The 14,968-nt window shown below is 58.9% G+C and carries 27 protein-coding genes; all 27 read right to left on the bottom strand.

Going from position 1 to position 14,968, the window contains the following annotated elements; genetic code table 11:
• Positions 1-94 precede the first annotated feature (94 nt).
• Entirely contained in the window at positions 95-517 is a 423-nt protein-coding gene (gene rplQ / locus RHSP_RS14685; RefSeq protein ID WP_004118433.1) for a 50S ribosomal protein L17, read from the bottom strand.
• A gap of 47 nt (positions 518-564) precedes the next feature.
• Positions 565-1,575, bottom strand: a complete 1,011-nt coding sequence (locus tag RHSP_RS14680; RefSeq protein WP_037152076.1) for a DNA-directed RNA polymerase subunit alpha — start codon at positions 1,573-1,575, stop codon at positions 565-567.
• Positions 1,576-1,678: 103 nt separating this feature from the next.
• On the bottom strand, positions 1,679-2,068 hold the full coding sequence (gene rpsK, locus RHSP_RS14675) for a 30S ribosomal protein S11 (RefSeq protein WP_004118426.1): 390 nt from the start codon (positions 2,066-2,068) through the stop codon (positions 1,679-1,681).
• A gap of 131 nt (positions 2,069-2,199) precedes the next feature.
• Positions 2,200-2,568: a 30S ribosomal protein S13 gene (gene rpsM / locus RHSP_RS14670; protein ID WP_004118424.1), complete on the bottom strand. Its 369-nt coding sequence runs from the start codon at positions 2,566-2,568 to the stop codon at positions 2,200-2,202.
• Between the two features lie 217 nt (positions 2,569-2,785).
• Positions 2,786-3,436 (bottom strand): adenylate kinase, encoded by a 651-nt coding sequence (locus RHSP_RS14665; protein WP_004118422.1) that lies wholly within the window; start codon positions 3,434-3,436, stop codon positions 2,786-2,788.
• Entirely contained in the window at positions 3,433-4,773 is a 1,341-nt protein-coding gene (gene secY / locus RHSP_RS14660) for a preprotein translocase subunit SecY (RefSeq protein WP_004118419.1), read from the bottom strand. The genes RHSP_RS14665 and secY overlap by 4 nt, the downstream gene beginning before the upstream one ends.
• Before the next feature lie 224 nt (positions 4,774-4,997).
• Positions 4,998-5,468: a 50S ribosomal protein L15 gene (gene rplO, locus RHSP_RS14655; RefSeq protein WP_004118417.1), complete on the bottom strand. Its 471-nt coding sequence runs from the start codon at positions 5,466-5,468 to the stop codon at positions 4,998-5,000.
• A gap of 17 nt (positions 5,469-5,485) precedes the next feature.
• Positions 5,486-5,698 carry a 50S ribosomal protein L30 gene (gene rpmD / locus RHSP_RS14650; protein WP_004118415.1) on the bottom strand — a complete coding sequence of 71 codons (213 nt, stop codon included), beginning with the start codon at positions 5,696-5,698 and terminating at the stop codon, positions 5,486-5,488.
• 13 nt (positions 5,699-5,711) lie between these two features.
• A complete protein-coding gene (rpsE, locus tag RHSP_RS14645; protein ID WP_004118414.1) occupies positions 5,712-6,281 on the bottom strand; it encodes a 30S ribosomal protein S5 in 570 nt (189 codons plus the stop codon).
• Between the two features lie 128 nt (positions 6,282-6,409).
• The gene (rplR, locus tag RHSP_RS14640) at positions 6,410-6,772 is read right to left on the bottom strand and encodes a 50S ribosomal protein L18 (protein ID WP_004118412.1); all 363 of its coding nucleotides are present in this window, start codon (positions 6,770-6,772) and stop codon (positions 6,410-6,412) included.
• A 12-nt stretch (positions 6,773-6,784) separates the two neighbouring features.
• Positions 6,785-7,318, bottom strand: coding sequence for a 50S ribosomal protein L6 (gene rplF, locus RHSP_RS14635; protein ID WP_004118410.1), 534 nt, complete (start codon positions 7,316-7,318; stop codon positions 6,785-6,787).
• A 41-nt stretch (positions 7,319-7,359) separates the two neighbouring features.
• Positions 7,360-7,758, bottom strand: coding sequence for a 30S ribosomal protein S8 (gene rpsH, locus RHSP_RS14630; RefSeq protein WP_004118408.1), 399 nt, complete (start codon positions 7,756-7,758; stop codon positions 7,360-7,362).
• Between the two features lie 12 nt (positions 7,759-7,770).
• Positions 7,771-8,076, bottom strand: coding sequence for a 30S ribosomal protein S14 (gene rpsN, locus RHSP_RS14625; protein WP_004118406.1), 306 nt, complete (start codon positions 8,074-8,076; stop codon positions 7,771-7,773).
• Between the two features lie 33 nt (positions 8,077-8,109).
• Entirely contained in the window at positions 8,110-8,667 is a 558-nt protein-coding gene (gene rplE, locus RHSP_RS14620) for a 50S ribosomal protein L5 (protein ID WP_004118404.1), read from the bottom strand.
• Positions 8,660-8,968 carry a 50S ribosomal protein L24 gene (rplX, locus tag RHSP_RS14615; RefSeq protein WP_004118401.1) on the bottom strand — a complete coding sequence of 103 codons (309 nt, stop codon included), beginning with the start codon at positions 8,966-8,968 and terminating at the stop codon, positions 8,660-8,662. Before rplX ends, rplE begins: the two co-directional genes overlap by 8 nt.
• Before the next feature lie 11 nt (positions 8,969-8,979).
• Entirely contained in the window at positions 8,980-9,348 is a 369-nt protein-coding gene (gene rplN, locus RHSP_RS14610) for a 50S ribosomal protein L14 (protein WP_003573790.1), read from the bottom strand.
• A 226-nt stretch (positions 9,349-9,574) separates the two neighbouring features.
• Entirely contained in the window at positions 9,575-9,814 is a 240-nt protein-coding gene (gene rpsQ / locus RHSP_RS14605) for a 30S ribosomal protein S17 (RefSeq protein WP_004118399.1), read from the bottom strand.
• Positions 9,815-9,826: 12 nt separating this feature from the next.
• Complete coding sequence (rpmC, locus tag RHSP_RS14600; protein WP_004118398.1) at positions 9,827-10,027, bottom strand: 50S ribosomal protein L29; 201 nt, start codon at positions 10,025-10,027, stop codon at positions 9,827-9,829.
• 11 nt (positions 10,028-10,038) lie between these two features.
• The gene (rplP, locus tag RHSP_RS14595) at positions 10,039-10,452 is read right to left on the bottom strand and encodes a 50S ribosomal protein L16 (protein WP_004118395.1); all 414 of its coding nucleotides are present in this window, start codon (positions 10,450-10,452) and stop codon (positions 10,039-10,041) included.
• Positions 10,453-10,488: 36 nt separating this feature from the next.
• Positions 10,489-11,214 (bottom strand): 30S ribosomal protein S3, encoded by a 726-nt coding sequence (rpsC, locus tag RHSP_RS14590; RefSeq protein ID WP_004118393.1) that lies wholly within the window; start codon positions 11,212-11,214, stop codon positions 10,489-10,491.
• Entirely contained in the window at positions 11,214-11,603 is a 390-nt protein-coding gene (rplV, locus tag RHSP_RS14585) for a 50S ribosomal protein L22 (RefSeq protein ID WP_004118391.1), read from the bottom strand. Before rplV ends, rpsC begins: the two co-directional genes overlap by 1 nt.
• Before the next feature lie 2 nt (positions 11,604-11,605).
• Positions 11,606-11,884, bottom strand: coding sequence for a 30S ribosomal protein S19 (gene rpsS / locus RHSP_RS14580; RefSeq protein WP_004118389.1), 279 nt, complete (start codon positions 11,882-11,884; stop codon positions 11,606-11,608).
• A gap of 15 nt (positions 11,885-11,899) precedes the next feature.
• On the bottom strand, positions 11,900-12,736 hold the full coding sequence (gene rplB / locus RHSP_RS14575; protein ID WP_037152071.1) for a 50S ribosomal protein L2: 837 nt from the start codon (positions 12,734-12,736) through the stop codon (positions 11,900-11,902).
• 11 nt (positions 12,737-12,747) lie between these two features.
• A complete protein-coding gene (locus tag RHSP_RS14570) occupies positions 12,748-13,041 on the bottom strand; it encodes a 50S ribosomal protein L23 (protein WP_007690755.1) in 294 nt (97 codons plus the stop codon).
• The gene (gene rplD, locus RHSP_RS14565; protein ID WP_004118386.1) at positions 13,038-13,658 is read right to left on the bottom strand and encodes a 50S ribosomal protein L4; all 621 of its coding nucleotides are present in this window, start codon (positions 13,656-13,658) and stop codon (positions 13,038-13,040) included. The genes RHSP_RS14570 and rplD overlap by 4 nt, the downstream gene beginning before the upstream one ends.
• 13 nt (positions 13,659-13,671) lie before the next feature.
• Positions 13,672-14,313 (bottom strand): 50S ribosomal protein L3, encoded by a 642-nt coding sequence (gene rplC, locus RHSP_RS14560; RefSeq protein ID WP_004118384.1) that lies wholly within the window; start codon positions 14,311-14,313, stop codon positions 13,672-13,674.
• Between the two features lie 38 nt (positions 14,314-14,351).
• Positions 14,352-14,660: a 30S ribosomal protein S10 gene (rpsJ, locus tag RHSP_RS14555; RefSeq protein WP_003547547.1), complete on the bottom strand. Its 309-nt coding sequence runs from the start codon at positions 14,658-14,660 to the stop codon at positions 14,352-14,354.
• Positions 14,661-14,968 lie beyond the last annotated feature (308 nt).

Below are 14,968 nucleotides of genomic sequence, written 5' to 3'. Positions count from 1 at the left end.
GCTGCTGGAACAAAACAACGAGTCTACCGGCCGTAAATGACAAAAGGCCGGATGATCGCTCATCCGGCCTTCAATTTCTGATCGGAAGCTGGCCTTAAGCGGCTGCAGCTTCCTCTTCAGCGGCGACGCGAGCCTTGTCGGCTGCGCCCTTGGCAGATACATCGCGATCAACGAATTCGACGACTGCGAGAGCGGCATTGTCGCCCTGGCGGAAGCCGGCCTTCATGATGCGCAGGTAGCCGCCGTTGCGGGTGGCGTAGCGCGTTGCGATCGCGTCGAACAGCTTCGAAACGACGGCTGCATCGCGGATCTGCGAGATGGCCTGACGACGAGCGTGCAGGTCGCCGCGCTTGCCGAGGGTCACCAGCTTCTCGACGATCGGACGAATTTCCTTCGCCTTCGGGAGCGTGGTTACGATCTGCTCATGGGTAATGAGCGAAGCCGCCATGTTGGCGAACATCGCCTTACGGTGGCTAGCGGTTCTATTCAGCTTGCGGCCGGCTTTACCGTGGCGCATGGCTATTCTCCTTCACTTGCAGGCATCCGTCGCCTGCAGTTTGTTGGTTAGTATTGGTCTTCGTAGCGCTTGGCGAGATCTTCGATGTTCTCGGGCGGCCATGCCGGCACTTCCATGCCGAGGTGCAGGCCCATGGAAGCGAGAACTTCCTTGATTTCGTTCAGCGACTTGCGACCAAAATTCGGCGTGCGGAGCATTTCTGCTTCGGTCTTCTGAATGAGGTCGCCGATGTAGACGATGTTGTCGTTCTTCAGGCAGTTTGCCGAACGAACGGACAGTTCGAGCTCGTCCACCTTCTTGAGGAGCGCCGGGTTGAAAGCGAGTTCGGTAACTGCTTCCTCTTCGGTTTCCTTCTGCGGCTCGTCGAAGTTGACGAACACGCCAAGCTGATCCTGAAGAATGCGGGCCGCGAAAGCGACTGCATCTTCACCGCTGATCGAACCGTCGGTTTCGATCGACATGCTCAGCTTGTCGTAGTCGAGAACCTGTCCTTCACGGGTATTTTCTACCTTGTAGGACACCTTCTTGACCGGCGAATAGAGGCTGTCGACCGGGATAAGACCGATCGGAGCATCTTCCGCACGATTACGCTCGGCCGGGACATAGCCCTTGCCGTTGTTGACGGTGAATTCCATGCGGATTTCGGCACCCTCGTCGAGCGTGCAGATGACATGCTCGGGGTTGAGGATTTCGATATCGCCGACCGTCTGAATGTCGCCAGCCGTTACAACGCCTGGGCCCTGCTTGCGCACGACCATGCGCTTGCTGTCATCGCCGTCCATCTTGATGGCGATTTCCTTGATGTTCAGCACGATGTCCGTCACGTCTTCCCGGACGCCCGGGATAGAGGAGAACTCATGCAGCACGCCGTCGATCTGCACGGCCGTTACAGCGGCGCCGCGCAGAGAAGACAGCAGAACGCGGCGCAGCGCGTTGCCGAGGGTAAGACCGAAGCCACGCTCCAGCGGTTCGGCCACGAGCGTTGCCTTGGTACGGCCGCTCGAGGTGAACTCGACCTTGTTGGGCTTGATCAGTTCCTGCCAGTTTTTCTGAATCATATTTTTGCCTTCCGTTCGTTGCCACCATCCAATCGTGACAACCGAGCTTGAGTAACACCAAGCCGGGCGCATCTACCCCGGCCGGTGTCGTGAGTGGCGATGATCAGACGCGACGCTTCTTGCGCGGGCGGCAACCATTGTGCGGGATCGGGGTCACGTCGCGGATCGACGTGATCATGAAACCAGCAGCCTGGAGCGCGCGCAGAGCGGATTCACGACCGGAGCCCGGACCGCAAACTTCAACTTCCAGCGACTTCATGCCGTGTTCCTGAGCCTTCTTGGCGCAGTCTTCGGCAGCGATCTGGGCAGCGAACGGCGTCGACTTGCGCGAACCCTTGAAGCCCTTGGCACCAGCGGACGACCAGGCAATGGCGTTGCCCTGTGCGTCGGTGATGGTGATCATCGTGTTGTTGAAGGTCGAGTTGACGTGTGCGACGCCCGACGTGATATTTTTACGCTCGCGACGACGAACGCGTACGGCTTCCTTGGCCATGTTAGTCCTTTCTTGGATCTCTGCACCGCCGTAATGCCAGCGGCTACACCGAAGCGACACTCATTGAGCACCGCTTCAAACTCAAAAGAGGCCGGCGGACCGCCAGCCTCCCACCTCCGGTTTCCCGGAAATTACTTCTTCTTACCAGCGATCGCCTTTGCCGGGCCCTTGCGGGTACGAGCATTGGTATGCGTACGCTGGCCACGAACCGGCAGGCCGCGACGATGACGCAGGCCGCGGTAGGAACCCAGGTCCATCAGACGCTTGATGTTCATCGCGGTTTCGCGACGCAGATCACCTTCGACCTGATAGTCACGGTCGATGGTTTCGCGGATCTGCAGAACTTCAGCATCCGTCAACTGGTTGACGCGACGCTCGGCCGGGATACCGACCTTCTCGCAGATTTCCTGTGCAAACTTCGGTCCGATCCCGTGAATGTAACGAAGCGCAATAACTACGCGCTTTGCAGTCGGGATGTTGACGCCAGCGATACGAGCCACGCCTGTTCTCCTTGCATTCCTTTTGCCTTGGCAAAGGGTCTTGTTATGCAGCCCGGGAGCTGCTTGTTCGATGTGTATCCGCCACATGTCAAAACGACCGTGCTCGGACTTCCCGTTGGAAATCCGCGCCGATCGCATGGCATGTCGCGAGTTGGCGCGGTGTTTAGCGGAATCAGTGCAAAAAAGCAACCGCTCCAGCCAGTTTATTTTAAGCCACTTAAAGCTTAGCCAGGATAGCCTCGATGCTATCGGTCACATGCTCGATATCGGCCATGCCGTCGATGCTCTGCAACTTGCCCTTGGCGTAGTAGTAACCGATCAGCGGCGAGGTCTCCTTGTAGTAGACCTGGAGGCGCGTCGCCATCGTCTCGGCATTGTCATCCGGCCGGCGCTTAAAGTGCGTCGAGCCGCATTTGTCGCAGACACCCGCCGTTGCCGGAACCTTGTCAGTGTCGTGATAGACGCTGCCGCAGTTCGAGCAGGAATAACGGCCGGACACGCGGCGAATCAGTTCCGCATCGTCGACCTTCAGCTCGATGACGACGGAAAGCTCCAGCCCCTTCGCCTTGAGCATCTGCTCGGTGGCATCTGCCTGTACCAAGGTACGCGGGAAGCCGTCGAGGATGAACCCGCTGGCACAATCCGGCTGATCGATACGCTCCGAGACGATGGCATTGACGATCTCGTCGGAGACGAGCTTGCCTGCATCCATGACGGCCTTGGCGCGCTTGCCGACTTCCGTCCCCGCGCTTACCGCGGCTCGCAGCATATCGCCTGTGGAAAGCTGCGGAATGCCGTACTTGTCCACGATACGCTGGGCCTGGGTCCCCTTACCTGCACCCGGTGGCCCTAAAAGTATGAGTCTCATCGCCCCCTCTTTCCTCCACGCAACTTCGATTTCTTGATCAGGCCTTCATATTGCTGTGCGATCAGGTGACCCTGAATCTGCGCCACCGTATCCAGCGTTACGCTAACCACGATCAGAAGCGAAGTACCACCCAGAGACAAGGGAATACCGGTCTGGGACACGAGAATTTCGGGCAGGATGCAGACGAAGACAAGATAGATCGCGCCGATGACCGTAATGCGGGTCAGCACATAATCGATATATTCGGCGGTGCGCTCACCCGGACGGATGCCCGGAATGAAGCCGCCATGCTTCTTCAGATTGTCGGCCGTGTCCTTCGGGTTGAAGACCAGCGCCGTGTAGAAGAAGGCGAAGAAGGCGATCAGGGCGCCGTAAAGCACCATGTAGATGGGCTGTCCGTGGCCGAGTGCGGCAACGATCGACGTGACCCAGGTCGGAAGCGCCGTGTTGTTGCCGAGGCCGGCGGCGGTTGCCGGCAGCAGGAGCAGCGAGGATGCAAAGATTGCCGGAATGACGCCAGAAGTGTTGAGCTTCAGCGGCAGGTGCGAGGTGTCGCCCTGGAACATGCGCGTGCCAACCTGGCGCTTCGGATACTGGATCAGCAGACGACGCTGCGCGCGCTCCACGAAAACGATCAGCGCGATGACCAGAACGGCGACGACGAGAACGGCGAGAATGAGGCCCGTCGAAAGCGCGCCGGTTCGGCCGAGTTCGAGCGTGCCGGCAAGAGCGGTCGGGAGACCGGCGGCAATACCGGCGAAGATGATCAGCGAAATACCGTTGCCGATACCGCGCGAGGTCACCTGCTCGCCGAGCCACATCAGGAACATCGTGCCGCCGAGCAGCGTTATGACGGTAGAGATGCGGAAGAACCAGCCCGGATCGACGACGACGCCATTGCCATGCTCAAGGCCGATCGCGATACCATAGGCCTGCAATGCGCCGAGCAGCACCGTGCCGTAGCGGGTGTACTGGTTGATGATCTTACGGCCCTGCTCGCCTTCCTTCTTCAGGTTTTCGAGCGACGGCACGACCGACGTCATCAGCTGAACGATAATCGAGGCCGAAATATAAGGCATGATACCGAGCGCGAAGATCGCCATGCGCTGTACAGCGCCGCCCGAGAACATGTTGAAGAGGCCGAGAATGCCGCCCGACTGGTTGTGGAAAGCCTGGGCGTAAGCGGCAGGATTCAGACCTGGAAGCGGAATGTGGGTGCCGAGCCGGTAAACGAGGAGAGCGCCGAGCGTAAACCACAGGCGCTTCTTGAGATCCTCGGCCTTGGCAAAGGTCGAAAAATTGAGATTGGACGCCAATTGTTCCGCTGCAGAAGCCATGCAAATCTCCGCATTACCAATTCCGGCATAATCGGCCGGGTCCGGAATCAGTAAATAAATTGTTCAAAAGCCGGGCTTCGGACGGATTGCGGTGCAATCGGACGCCTCACCCTTGGTTCCCGTTATCAACCGGAAGGACACTGCCGCATCTTCCAGGTTCGTGAGGCTCACATATGGGAGCAAAATCGCCCGAAGTGAAGCACCTCGGGCGATTATTGATCATATTATTCTGCGACAGAAGCGAGCAGCTTGACGGAGCCGCCGGCCTTTTCGATCTTTTCAACAGCCGACTTGGATGCGCCTGCAACTTCAAGCGCAACCTTTGCCTTCAGTTCGCCGTCGGAAAGAACGCGAACGCCGTCCTTGACGCGGCGAATCACGCCCGCAGCCTTGAGGGCAGCAGCATCGATCGTGTTCTTGGCATCGAGCTTGCCGGCATCGACGGCAGCCTGGATGCGCTCCAGCGATACGACAACGTAGTCAGCCGCGAAGATGTTGGTGAAGCCGCGCTTCGGCAGGCGACGATAGATGGGCATCTGACCACCTTCGAAGCCGTTGATCGCAACACCCGAACGGGACTTCTGACCCTTCACACCACGGCCACCGGTCTTACCGGAGCCGGAGCCGATGCCGCGGCCGAGGCGCTTGCGGCTGTGGGTCGAGCCTTCGTTATCCTTGATCTCATTCAGTTTCATAGCGAATTACCTCCGGCTCACTTCTCGTCGACGATGCGAACGAGATGCTGGACAGCACGGATCATGCCACGAACAGCCGGAGTATCTTCCAGCGTGCGGCGACGGTGCATCTTGTTCAGTCCGAGACCGATCAGCGTCTTCTGCTGAACATCCGGACGGCGGATCGGGCTGCCAACCTGCTCGACCGTAACGGTCGCCTTAGCTTCAGCCTTCTTGGTCGTCTTGGCCATAGGTCAAACTCCCTTATTCTTCGGAGGCGTTGCCCGAAGCGGCGCGACGAGCCTGCAGGGTAGCATACTTGATGCCACGCTGAGCTGCGATGTCCTTCGGGTGAACCTGGTGCTTCAGGGCGTCGAACGTGGCGCGAACCATGTTGTACGGGTTCGACGAACCGGTCGACTTGGCGACGACGTCATGAACGCCGAGCGTTTCGAAAACGGCGCGCATCGGGCCGCCGGCGATGATACCGGTACCGACCTTAGCGGAGCGCAGCAGAACCTTGCCGGCGCCATGGCGGCCATGGACGTCGTGATGCAGCGTACGGCCGTCGCGCAGCGGTACGAAGATCATGTCGCGCTTGGCGCTTTCGGTTGCCTTGCGGATCGCTTCCGGCACTTCGCGTGCCTTGCCGTGACCGAAGCCAACGCGGCCCTTCTGGTCGCCAACGACGACGAGAGCGGCGAAACCGAAACGGCGGCCACCCTTCACAACCTTGGCGACGCGGTTGATCGCGACCAGCTTGTCGACGAATTCGCTATCGCGCTCTTCACGGCTCTGGCGGTCTTCCCGCGGAGCCCTCTTTTCCTGTGCCATTGTCCTCTTCCTTTTTCTTTTCCGGGTGCAACGGGCAAACAAAACGAAGACCGCATCAACCTCCGAAGGGAGATTTGCGGTCCGGTGAAATCCGGCCGGCGCGTATCGGCTACCGGCCGGAAACTTGATCAGAAGGTCAGGCCGCCTTCGCGAGCCGCTTCGGCGAGAGCCTTGATGCGGCCGTGATAGATGAAGGCGCCGCGATCAAACACGACTTCCTTCACGCCTGCCTTGGAGGCGCGCTCAGCAACGAGCTTGCCAACCAGAGCTGCAGCGGCGGTATCGGCACCGGTCTTCAGAGAACCGCGCAGATCCTTGTCGAGAGTGGAGGCAGCCGCGAGGGTCTTGCCAGCCACGTCATCGATGACCTGGGCGTAGATGTTCTTCGACGAGCGATGAACCGACAGGCGCGGACGGCCATTGGCCACCGACTTGATTTGACGGCGCACGCGGTTGGCGCGACGCGCAAGTGCTTCTTTCCTGCTAGCCATTTCGCGTGATCCTTACTTCTTCTTGCCTTCTTTGCGGATGATCCGCTCTTCGGCATACTTAACACCCTTGCCCTTGTAGGGCTCAGGACCGCGGTATTCGCGGATTTCAGCTGCAACCTGGCCGACCTGCTGCTTGTTGATGCCGGTGACGACGATTTCCGTCGGCTTCGGCACAGCGATCGTGATGCCCTGCGGCGGCTCATAAACCACGTCGTGGCTGAAGCCGAGCGCCAGCTGCAGGTTCTTGCCCTGCATGGACGCACGATAGCCGACGCCGTTGATTTCGAGCTTGCGCTCGTAGCCGTCCTTAACACCCTTCAGGATGTTCTCGATCATCGTGCGGGACATGCCCCACTTTGCGCGAGCGCCCTTGGTGTCGTTAAGCGGCGTTACGACGATTGCATTGTTTTCCAGCTTGAGACCGATTTCGTCGTTAGCGACGAAAAACAGCTCGCCCTTGGGGCCCTTGGCAGTCACTTTTTGGCCATCAACCGTGGCCGTGATCCCTGCAGGTACCTGAACGGGCTTCTTACCGATACGAGACATTTTTCAAACCTGTCTGTTTCGAAGGAGATCCCTGTTCGATCTTAGAAGACCGAGCAGAGAACCTCGCCACCAACATTCTGTTCACGAGCCTGGTGATCAGCCATCACGCCCTTCGGAGTCGAAAGGATGGTGATGCCGAGACCGTTCGCGACCTGCGGAATGGACTTGACCGAGACATAAACCCGGCGGCCCGGCTTGGACACGCGGCCGATCTCACGGATCACCGACGAGCCTTCGTAGTACTTCAGCTCGATGTTGAGCTCAGACTTGCCGTTGCCGAAATCGACGACGGAATAGCCACGGATGTAGCCTTCAGCCTGGAGCACATCGAGAACGCGTGCACGGAGCTTGGACGCAGGCGTCGAAACCGACGACTTGCGGCGCGAAGCGCCATTGCGGATGCGGGTGAGCATATCGCCCAAAGGATCAGTCATAGACATCTAATCTGCTCCTTACCAGCTCGACTTGACGATGCCCGGCACCTTGCCGAGGTTGCCGAGTTCGCGCAGCGCGATACGCGACATACGCAGTTTGCGGTAGTACGCGCGCGGACGGCCAGACACTTCGCAACGGTTGCGAATACGGGTCTTCGATCCATCGCGCGGGAGCGATGCCAGCTTCAGAGTGGCCTTGAACCGGTCTTCGATCGAGAGAGACTGGTTCATGATGATTGCCTTGAGAGCAGCCCGCTTCGCGGCCTGGTTGGCAACCGTATTGCGGCGGCGCTTGTTCTTTTCAACTGCGCTTGTCTTCGCCATATCAGGGTTCCTTTTCTACGCTCGTCGTTACGGTTATTGACGGAACGGGAAGTTGAACTCTTTCAGAAGAGCCCGTGCTTCGTCGTCGGTCGTGGCCGTCGTGCAAACGATGATGTCCATGCCCCACATCTGATCAACCTTGTCGTAGTTGATCTCAGGGAACACAATGTGCTCCTTGATGCCCATGGCAAAATTGCCACGACCGTCAAAGCTCTTCGGGTTCAGGCCGCGGAAGTCGCGAACGCGCGGAAGCGCGATGTTGACCAGGCGATCCAGGAACTCGTACATGCGGGCGCCGCGCAGGGTGACCTTTGCGCCGATCGGCATGTTTTCGCGGACCTTGAAGCCAGCGATGGAGTTGCGTGCGCGCGTGATGACCGGCTTCTGGCCGGCGATCGCTGCGAGATCGGCAGCAGCAACAGTCGGCTTCTTCGAATCAGCCGTTGCTTCGCCGACGCCCATGTTGATCACGATCTTGTCCAGCTTCGGGATCTGCATCTCGTTAGCGTAGGAGAACTTCTCCTGCATGGCCGCGCGGATGCGAGCGACGTATTCCTTCTTGAGCCGCGGCTCGTACTTTGCCTCAGCCATCGATCACTTCTCCAGAGGTCTTGGCCACACGGACCTTCTTGCCATCCACAACCTTGAAACCGACGCGGGTCGGCTTGCCGTCCTTGTCGACGATCGCAATGTTGGACAGGTGAAGCGGGGCTTCCTTGCTGATGATGCCGGCTTCCTGGCTCTGCGTCTGGCGCTGATGGCGCTTTACGACGTTGACGCCACGAACGACCGCACGGTCTTCCTTCGGCAGCACTTGAACAACTTCTCCGGTGCGGCCCTTGTCCTTACCGGTCAATACGACGACCTTGTCGCCTTTACGGATCTTCTGCATCGCTCCGCTCCTTACAGTACTTCTGGAGCCAGCGAGATGATCTTCATGTGGTTCTTGGCGCGAAGTTCGCGCGGAACCGGTCCGAAGATACGGGTGCCGATCGGCTCTTTCTTGTTGTCGATGAGGACTGCTGCGTTGGTATCGAAGCGGATGACGCTGCCATCCGGACGACGGATGTCCTTGGCGGTACGAACGACAACCGCCTTCATCACGTCACCCTTCTTCACACGGCCGCGCGGAATAGCTTCCTTGATCGAGACGACGATAACGTCGCCGATCGAGGCATACTTGCGCTTCGAGCCGCCCAGCACCTTGATGCACATGACACGACGTGCGCCGGAATTATCCGCCACGTCGAGGTTTGTTTGCATCTGAATCATGTCAGGTCGCCTTCTTGTTGTTACCGGAATGGTTGGGTCAGCCGACCCCCTACCCCGGCTTATGAACTAGTCTCTTGTCTGATTTCGCGGCATCCGGGGATCCCTCGGGATCGCCATTGCCAGTCATCAATAAAGCAAAAGAACGCCCGTACTCGAGCGTCCTGCTTCCAAGCTCGTGCTTCATACAGATATTTCGCCCAAGCGCAAGGGCCTGAGCGAAATTCTGCTACTTGGACTGGGCGGAAACGACCGTCCAGGTCTTGTCCTTGGAAATCGGCGCGCATTCCTCGATGGAAACGACGTCGCCGACCTTGTACTGATTGTTCTCGTCGTGAGCCTTGTACTTCTTGGAACGACGAACAGTCTTCTGGAGCAGCGGGTGAGCGAATCGACGCTCTACGCGAACTACTACAGTCTTCTCGTTCTTGTCGCTGACCACGACGCCCTGCAGAATGCGCTTCGGCATGTTATTTTTCCTTTAGGCCTTTGCTTCTGCCGCCTTCTGGCGGGCAATGGTTTTTATGCGAGCGATGTCCTTGCGGACTTCGTTGATGCGCGAGGACTTTTCAAGCTGGCCGGTCGCCTTCTGAAAGCGCAGGTTGAACTGCTCCTTCTTCAGCTTGGCAAGCTCGTCCTTGAGTTGGTCGGCGCTCAGGGCGCGAACATCTGCGGCTTTCATGAGCTTCTTCCTTACTCTGCAATGCGCTGTACGAAGCGCGTCTTGACCGAGAGCTTGGCAGCGCCGAGGCGCAGAGCCTCACGAGCGATTTCTTCGCTCACACCATCGATCTCGAACATCATGCGGCCGGGCTTGACCTTGCATGCCCAGTATTCGACGGAGCCCTTACCTTTACCCATGCGGACTTCGGTCGGCTTTGCGGTTACCGGAACATCCGGGAACACGCGGATCCATACACGGCCGGCGCGCTTCATATAACGCGTGATCGCGCGGCGAGCCGCTTCGATCTCACGAGCGTTAACGCGGTTAGGCTCCTGCGACTTCAGGCCGAATTCGCCGAACGCCAGATCAGAACCACCCTTGGCAACGCCCTTGATGCGGCCCTTGAATTGCTTGCGGTACTTCGTACGCTTTGGCTGCAACATTTTCTTATTCTCCGAACTTATCTGCCACGTACGCTATCAAGCGTTGTCGCGGCGACGGTCTCTATCGCGATCGCGGCTAGCCGGACCCTGGGCGTCACCCTCAAGCGCACGGCGTTCGGAGGCCATCGGATCGTGCTCAAGGATTTCGCCCTTGAAGATCCAAACCTTGATGCCGCAGATGCCGAAAGCGGTTTCTGCTTCAGCTGTACCGTAGTCGATGTCGGCGCGCAGCGTATGCAGCGGCACGCGACCTTCGCGGTACCATTCCGTACGAGCGATTTCCGCGCCGCCGAGACGGCCGGCGCAGGTGATCTTGATGCCTTCGGCGCCAAGACGCATCGCGGACTGAACGGCGCGCTTCATGGCGCGGCGGAAAGCGACACGGCGCTCGAGCTGCTGAGCGATCGACTGGGCAACCAGCGTCGCGTCGATTTCCGGCTTGCGAACTTCAACGATGTTGAGGTGCGTTTCGGAATTCGTCATGTCCGACAGCTTCTTGCGGAGCTTGTCGATGTCAGCGCCCTTCTTGCCGATGATCAGGCCCGGACGAGCCGAGTGGATCGTGACGCGGCACTTCTTGTGCGGACGCTCGATGACCACCTTGGAGATACCAGCCTGCTTCAGTTCGTTCATGACGAACTTGCGCATCTTCAGGTCTTCGTGAAGAAGCTGACCATACTCGGCATTGTCCGCAAACCAGCGGCTATCCCAGGTACGGTTGATGCCAAGACGAAAACCGATTGGATTGATTTTCTGACCCATTATGCGGCCTCCCCTTGAGCTTCAACTTCACGAACGACGATCGTCAGATGCGCGAACGGACGCTCGATGCGAGACGCACGACCGCGGCCACGAGCGTGGAAACGCTTCATGACGATCGACTTGCCGACGTAAGCTTCAGCGACGACCAGCGAGTCAACGTCGAGATCGTGGTTGTTTTCTGCGTTGGCGATCGCGGATTCGAGCGTCTTCTTCACGGCGCCAGCGATGCGCTTGCGCGAGAATTCCAGCTCTGCGAGCGCGCGATCAACCTTCTTGCCGCGGATCGAAGCCGCGACCAGGTTGAGCTTCTGCGGGCTGACACGGAGCGTGCGCGCAACTGCCTGCGCTTCATTGTCCTTCAGCCGGCGTTCGGTTTTTGCCTTGCCCATTGTTACTTCCTCTTCGCCTTCTTGTCCGCACCGTGACCATAATAGGTACGGGTCGGGGCGAACTCGCCGAACTTGTGTCCGACCATGTCTTCATTGACGCTGACCGGAATATGCTTGCTGCCGTTGTAAACACCAAAGGTGAGACCAACGAACTGCGGCATGATGGTGGAGCGACGGCTCCACATCTTGATTACTTCGCTACGTCCGCCTTCGCGCACCTTCTCAGCTTTCTTGAGAAGATAGCCGTCAACAAACGGACCTTTCCATACTGAACGAGCCACTTGAGACTTCCTCTCTTACTTCTTGCGCTGATGGCGCGAGCGCATGATCATCTTGTCGGTCGACTTGTTCGACCGCGTACGCTTGCCCTTGGTCGGCTTGCCCCATGGGGTCACCGGATGGCGACCACCGGAGGTGCGGCCTTCACCACCGCCGTGCGGATGGTCGACCGGGTTCATGACGACGCCGCGGTTATGCGGCTTCTTGCCACGCCAACGCGAACGACCAGCCTTACCGTCGTTGATGTTGGCATGATCCGGGTTGGAAACCGCACCGATCGTTGCGAGGCAACTGCCATGCACGAGGCGCTGTTCGCCGGAGTTCAGGCGAAGGATCGCCATGCCCTGGTCACGACCGACGAGCTGGGCGTAGGAGCCAGCCGAACGAGCGATCTGACCGCCCTTGCCCGGCTTCATTTCCACGTTGTGGATGATCGAGCCGACCGGGATGAACTGAAGTGGCATGGTGTTGCCCGGCTTCACGTCCACGGCCTTTTCCGAAGCGATGACCTTGTCGCCGGCAGCGAGGCGCTGCGGAGCGAGGATGTAGGCCAGCTCGCCGTCCGTGTACTTCACCAGAGCGATGTAAGCGGTACGGTTCGGATCGTATTCGATGCGCTCGACCGATGCTTCGACGTCGAACTTGCGACGCTTGAAGTCTACCAGACGGTAGCTGCGCTTGTGACCGCCACCCTGGAAACGCACGGTGATGCGGCCGGTGTTGTTGCGGCCGCCCTTGGAGGTCAGGCCTTCCGTCAGCGTCTTGACCGGCTTGCCCTTGTAGAGCGAGGAGCGATCGACGATGACCAGCTGACGCTGGCTCGGGGTCGTCGGATTGAATGTTTTCAATGCCATTTTCTTATTCCTCAGAGACCGGTGGAGACGTCGATCGACTGGCCTTCGGCGAGCGTCACGATAGCCTTCTTCACGTCCTTCTGCTTGCCGACGAGACCTTTGAACCGCTTGGTCTTGCCCAGGCGCAGCAGGGTGTTGACGGCCGTAACCTTGACGCCGAACAGCGCTTCGACGGCAGCCTTGATTTCAGGCTTCGTCGCGGTCTTGGCAACGTTGAAAACAACCTGGTTGTTGTCCGAAAGCAGAGTGGACTTTTCGGTGATCGCAGGAGAAACGATCACATCGTAATGGCGAAGATCCGTCACTTGAATCGCTCCTCTAGAGCTTCAACTGCGGCCTTGGACAGGACGAGCTTGCCACGGCGCAGGATGTCGTAAACGTTGATGCCCTGAACCGGCAGAACATCGATGTTCGGGATGTTCTGGGCTGCGAGCTTGAAGTTGTTGTCGAGTTCGGCACCGCCGATGAACAACGCGTTGGTCAGGCCGAGCGTCTCGAAAGTGCTGGCCAGAGCCTTGGTCTTAGCGTCGGCTGCAATCAGGCTGTCGATGACGATAACGTCTTCGGACTTCAGCTTGGCAGACAGAGCGTGACGCAGGCCGAGGGCGCGAACCTTCTTCGGCAGATCATGCTCGTGGCTGCGGGCAACCGGGCCGTGAGCCTTACCACCGCCGCGGAACTGCGGAGCGCGAGCCGAATGGTGACGAGCGCGGCCCGTACCCTTCTGCTTGTACATCTTGGCACCGGTGCGCCAAACGTCGGCGCGGCCCTTTGCCTGATGCGTGCCCTGCTGCTTCTTGGCAAGCTGCCAGCGAATGACGCGGGCGAGAATGTCTTCACGCGGCTCCAGGCCGAAAATCGCGTCAGAAAGGGAAACCTTCCCAGCGTCTTTGCCCTCAAGGGTCTTGACGTTCAATTCCATTGGTTTGGCTCCCTTACTTCGCTGCCGACTTGACGGCATCGCGCACGATGATCCAGGCACCCTTGGAGCCGGGAACCGCGCCCTTGACGAGGATCAGACCGCGATCTTCATCGGTCGATACCACTTCGAGGTTCTGCGTCGTCACGCGCGTCTGGCCCATGTGACCAGCCATCTTCTTGTTCTTGAACACCTTGCCCGGATCCTGGCGCGAGCCGGTCGAACCGTGCGAGCGGTGCGAAACCGACACACCGTGCGTGGCGCGCAGACCGCCGAAGCCGTGACGCTTCATAGCGCCGGCAAAGCCCTTACCGATCGTCGTGCCCGTCACGTCGACGAGCTGGCCCGCCGTGAAGTGAGCAGCCTTAAGCTCGGTGCCGACTTCAAGCAGGTTGTCGTCCGTAACACGGAATTCAACGAGCTTGGCCTTCGGCTCAACGCTTGCGACAGCGAAATGACCGCGCAGGGCCTTCGTCGTGTTCTTAACTTTAGCCTGGCCGGCACCCAGCTGAACTGCGGTGTAGCCATTCTTTTCAACTGTGCGCTGGGCTACGACCTGGCAGCCATCCAAACGCAATACGGTTACCGGGACATGCTCGCCGGCGTCGTTATAGACGCGGGTCATTCCCACCTTCTGTGCAATCACACCTGAACGCATCGGTTCAATCCTTCTCACTCAGCTCGAGAACCTAGGTCTCAGAGCTTGATCTCAACATCGACACCGGCGGCGAGATCGAGCTTCATCAGCGCGTCTACCGTCTGCGGGGTCGGGTCAACGATGTCGAGGAGGCGCTTATGCGTGCGCATCTCGAACTGCTCGCGGCTCTTCTTGTCGATGTGCGGGGACCGGTTTACCGTGAACTTCTCGATACGGGTCGGAAGCGGAACGGGGCCCCGGACGCTAGCACCGGTGCGCTTCGCCGTCGACACGATCTCGCGCGTGGAAGCATCGAGAATCCGGTGATCGAACGCCTTCAGGCGAATGCGGATATTTTGGCCGTTCATTCGACGTTATCCTTGTGTTTTGTTATCTCGCGTGCCGCTCAAAAAGGGCACGGATTGTTCTTTTTCCTAAGGCGGACCACCGGTTTCAAAGATCGAGAGGGACGCCGGCTGCGGCATCCCCATCCACTCTTTAGGCCTTTGGGCCCACCTTATTGTTAATTTCATTGGCTGCTTCGTTAGCCGAAGCAGAGTGCAAATCGCGCTCGCGCGCCATTTGCAACATTTCCATGTCATAAGCAAGCGGCTACTGCCGCTTGCATCATATTATTGTCATCGAATCGGCCACTCGAATGGAGTGGCCGGCTTCG

Origin of the sequence: Rhizobium freirei PRF 81, from assembly GCF_000359745.1 — a bacterium.
GTDB classification, from domain to species: domain Bacteria; phylum Pseudomonadota; class Alphaproteobacteria; order Rhizobiales; family Rhizobiaceae; genus Rhizobium; species Rhizobium freirei.
Note: the sequence above shows the minus strand (reverse complement) of the source record. Positions and strands in the feature narration are given on the sequence as shown.

Bases quoted from the DNA above. Each gene is read 5' to 3' on its own strand.
- rplQ (WP_004118433.1), bottom strand. From the start codon at position 517: ATGCGCCACGGTAAAGCCGGCCGCAAGCTGAATAGAACCGCTAGCCAC.
- RHSP_RS14680 (WP_037152076.1), bottom strand. From the start codon at position 1,575: ATGATTCAGAAAAACTGGCAGGAACTGATCAAGCCCAACAAGGTCGAG.
- rpsK (WP_004118426.1), bottom strand. From the start codon at position 2,068: ATGGCCAAGGAAGCCGTACGCGTTCGTCGTCGCGAGCGTAAAAATATC.
- RHSP_RS14665 (WP_004118422.1), bottom strand. From the start codon at position 3,436: ATGAGACTCATACTTTTAGGGCCACCGGGTGCAGGTAAGGGGACCCAG.
- secY (WP_004118419.1), bottom strand. From the start codon at position 4,773: ATGGCTTCTGCAGCGGAACAATTGGCGTCCAATCTCAATTTTTCGACC.
- rplO (WP_004118417.1), bottom strand. From the start codon at position 5,468: ATGAAACTGAATGAGATCAAGGATAACGAAGGCTCGACCCACAGCCGC.
- rpmD (WP_004118415.1), bottom strand. From the start codon at position 5,698: ATGGCCAAGACGACCAAGAAGGCTGAAGCTAAGGCGACCGTTACGGTC.
- rpsE (WP_004118414.1), bottom strand. From the start codon at position 6,281: ATGGCACAGGAAAAGAGGGCTCCGCGGGAAGACCGCCAGAGCCGTGAA.
- rplR (WP_004118412.1), bottom strand. From the start codon at position 6,772: ATGGCTAGCAGGAAAGAAGCACTTGCGCGTCGCGCCAACCGCGTGCGC.
- rplF (WP_004118410.1), bottom strand. From the start codon at position 7,318: ATGTCTCGTATCGGTAAGAAGCCCGTTCAGGTACCTGCAGGGATCACG.
- rpsH (WP_004118408.1), bottom strand. From the start codon at position 7,758: ATGTCTATGACTGATCCTTTGGGCGATATGCTCACCCGCATCCGCAAT.
- rpsN (WP_004118406.1), bottom strand. From the start codon at position 8,076: ATGGCGAAGACAAGCGCAGTTGAAAAGAACAAGCGCCGCCGCAATACG.
- rplE (WP_004118404.1), bottom strand. From the start codon at position 8,667: ATGGCTGAGGCAAAGTACGAGCCGCGGCTCAAGAAGGAATACGTCGCT.
- rplX (WP_004118401.1), bottom strand. From the start codon at position 8,968: ATGCAGAAGATCCGTAAAGGCGACAAGGTCGTCGTATTGACCGGTAAG.
- rplN (WP_003573790.1), bottom strand. From the start codon at position 9,348: ATGATTCAGATGCAAACAAACCTCGACGTGGCGGATAATTCCGGCGCA.
- rpsQ (WP_004118399.1), bottom strand. From the start codon at position 9,814: ATGCCGAAGCGCATTCTGCAGGGCGTCGTGGTCAGCGACAAGAACGAG.
- rpmC (WP_004118398.1), bottom strand. From the start codon at position 10,027: ATGAAAGCCGCAGATGTTCGCGCCCTGAGCGCCGACCAACTCAAGGAC.
- rplP (WP_004118395.1), bottom strand. From the start codon at position 10,452: ATGTTGCAGCCAAAGCGTACGAAGTACCGCAAGCAATTCAAGGGCCGC.
- rpsC (WP_004118393.1), bottom strand. From the start codon at position 11,214: ATGGGTCAGAAAATCAATCCAATCGGTTTTCGTCTTGGCATCAACCGT.
- rplV (WP_004118391.1), bottom strand. From the start codon at position 11,603: ATGGGCAAGGCAAAAACCGAACGCCGGCTGAAGGACAATGAAGCGCAG.
- rplB (WP_037152071.1), bottom strand. From the start codon at position 12,736: ATGGCATTGAAAACATTCAATCCGACGACCCCGAGCCAGCGTCAGCTG.
- rplD (WP_004118386.1), bottom strand. From the start codon at position 13,658: ATGGAATTGAACGTCAAGACCCTTGAGGGCAAAGACGCTGGGAAGGTT.
- rplC (WP_004118384.1), bottom strand. From the start codon at position 14,313: ATGCGTTCAGGTGTGATTGCACAGAAGGTGGGAATGACCCGCGTCTAT.
- rpsJ (WP_003547547.1), bottom strand. From the start codon at position 14,660: ATGAACGGCCAAAATATCCGCATTCGCCTGAAGGCGTTCGATCACCGG.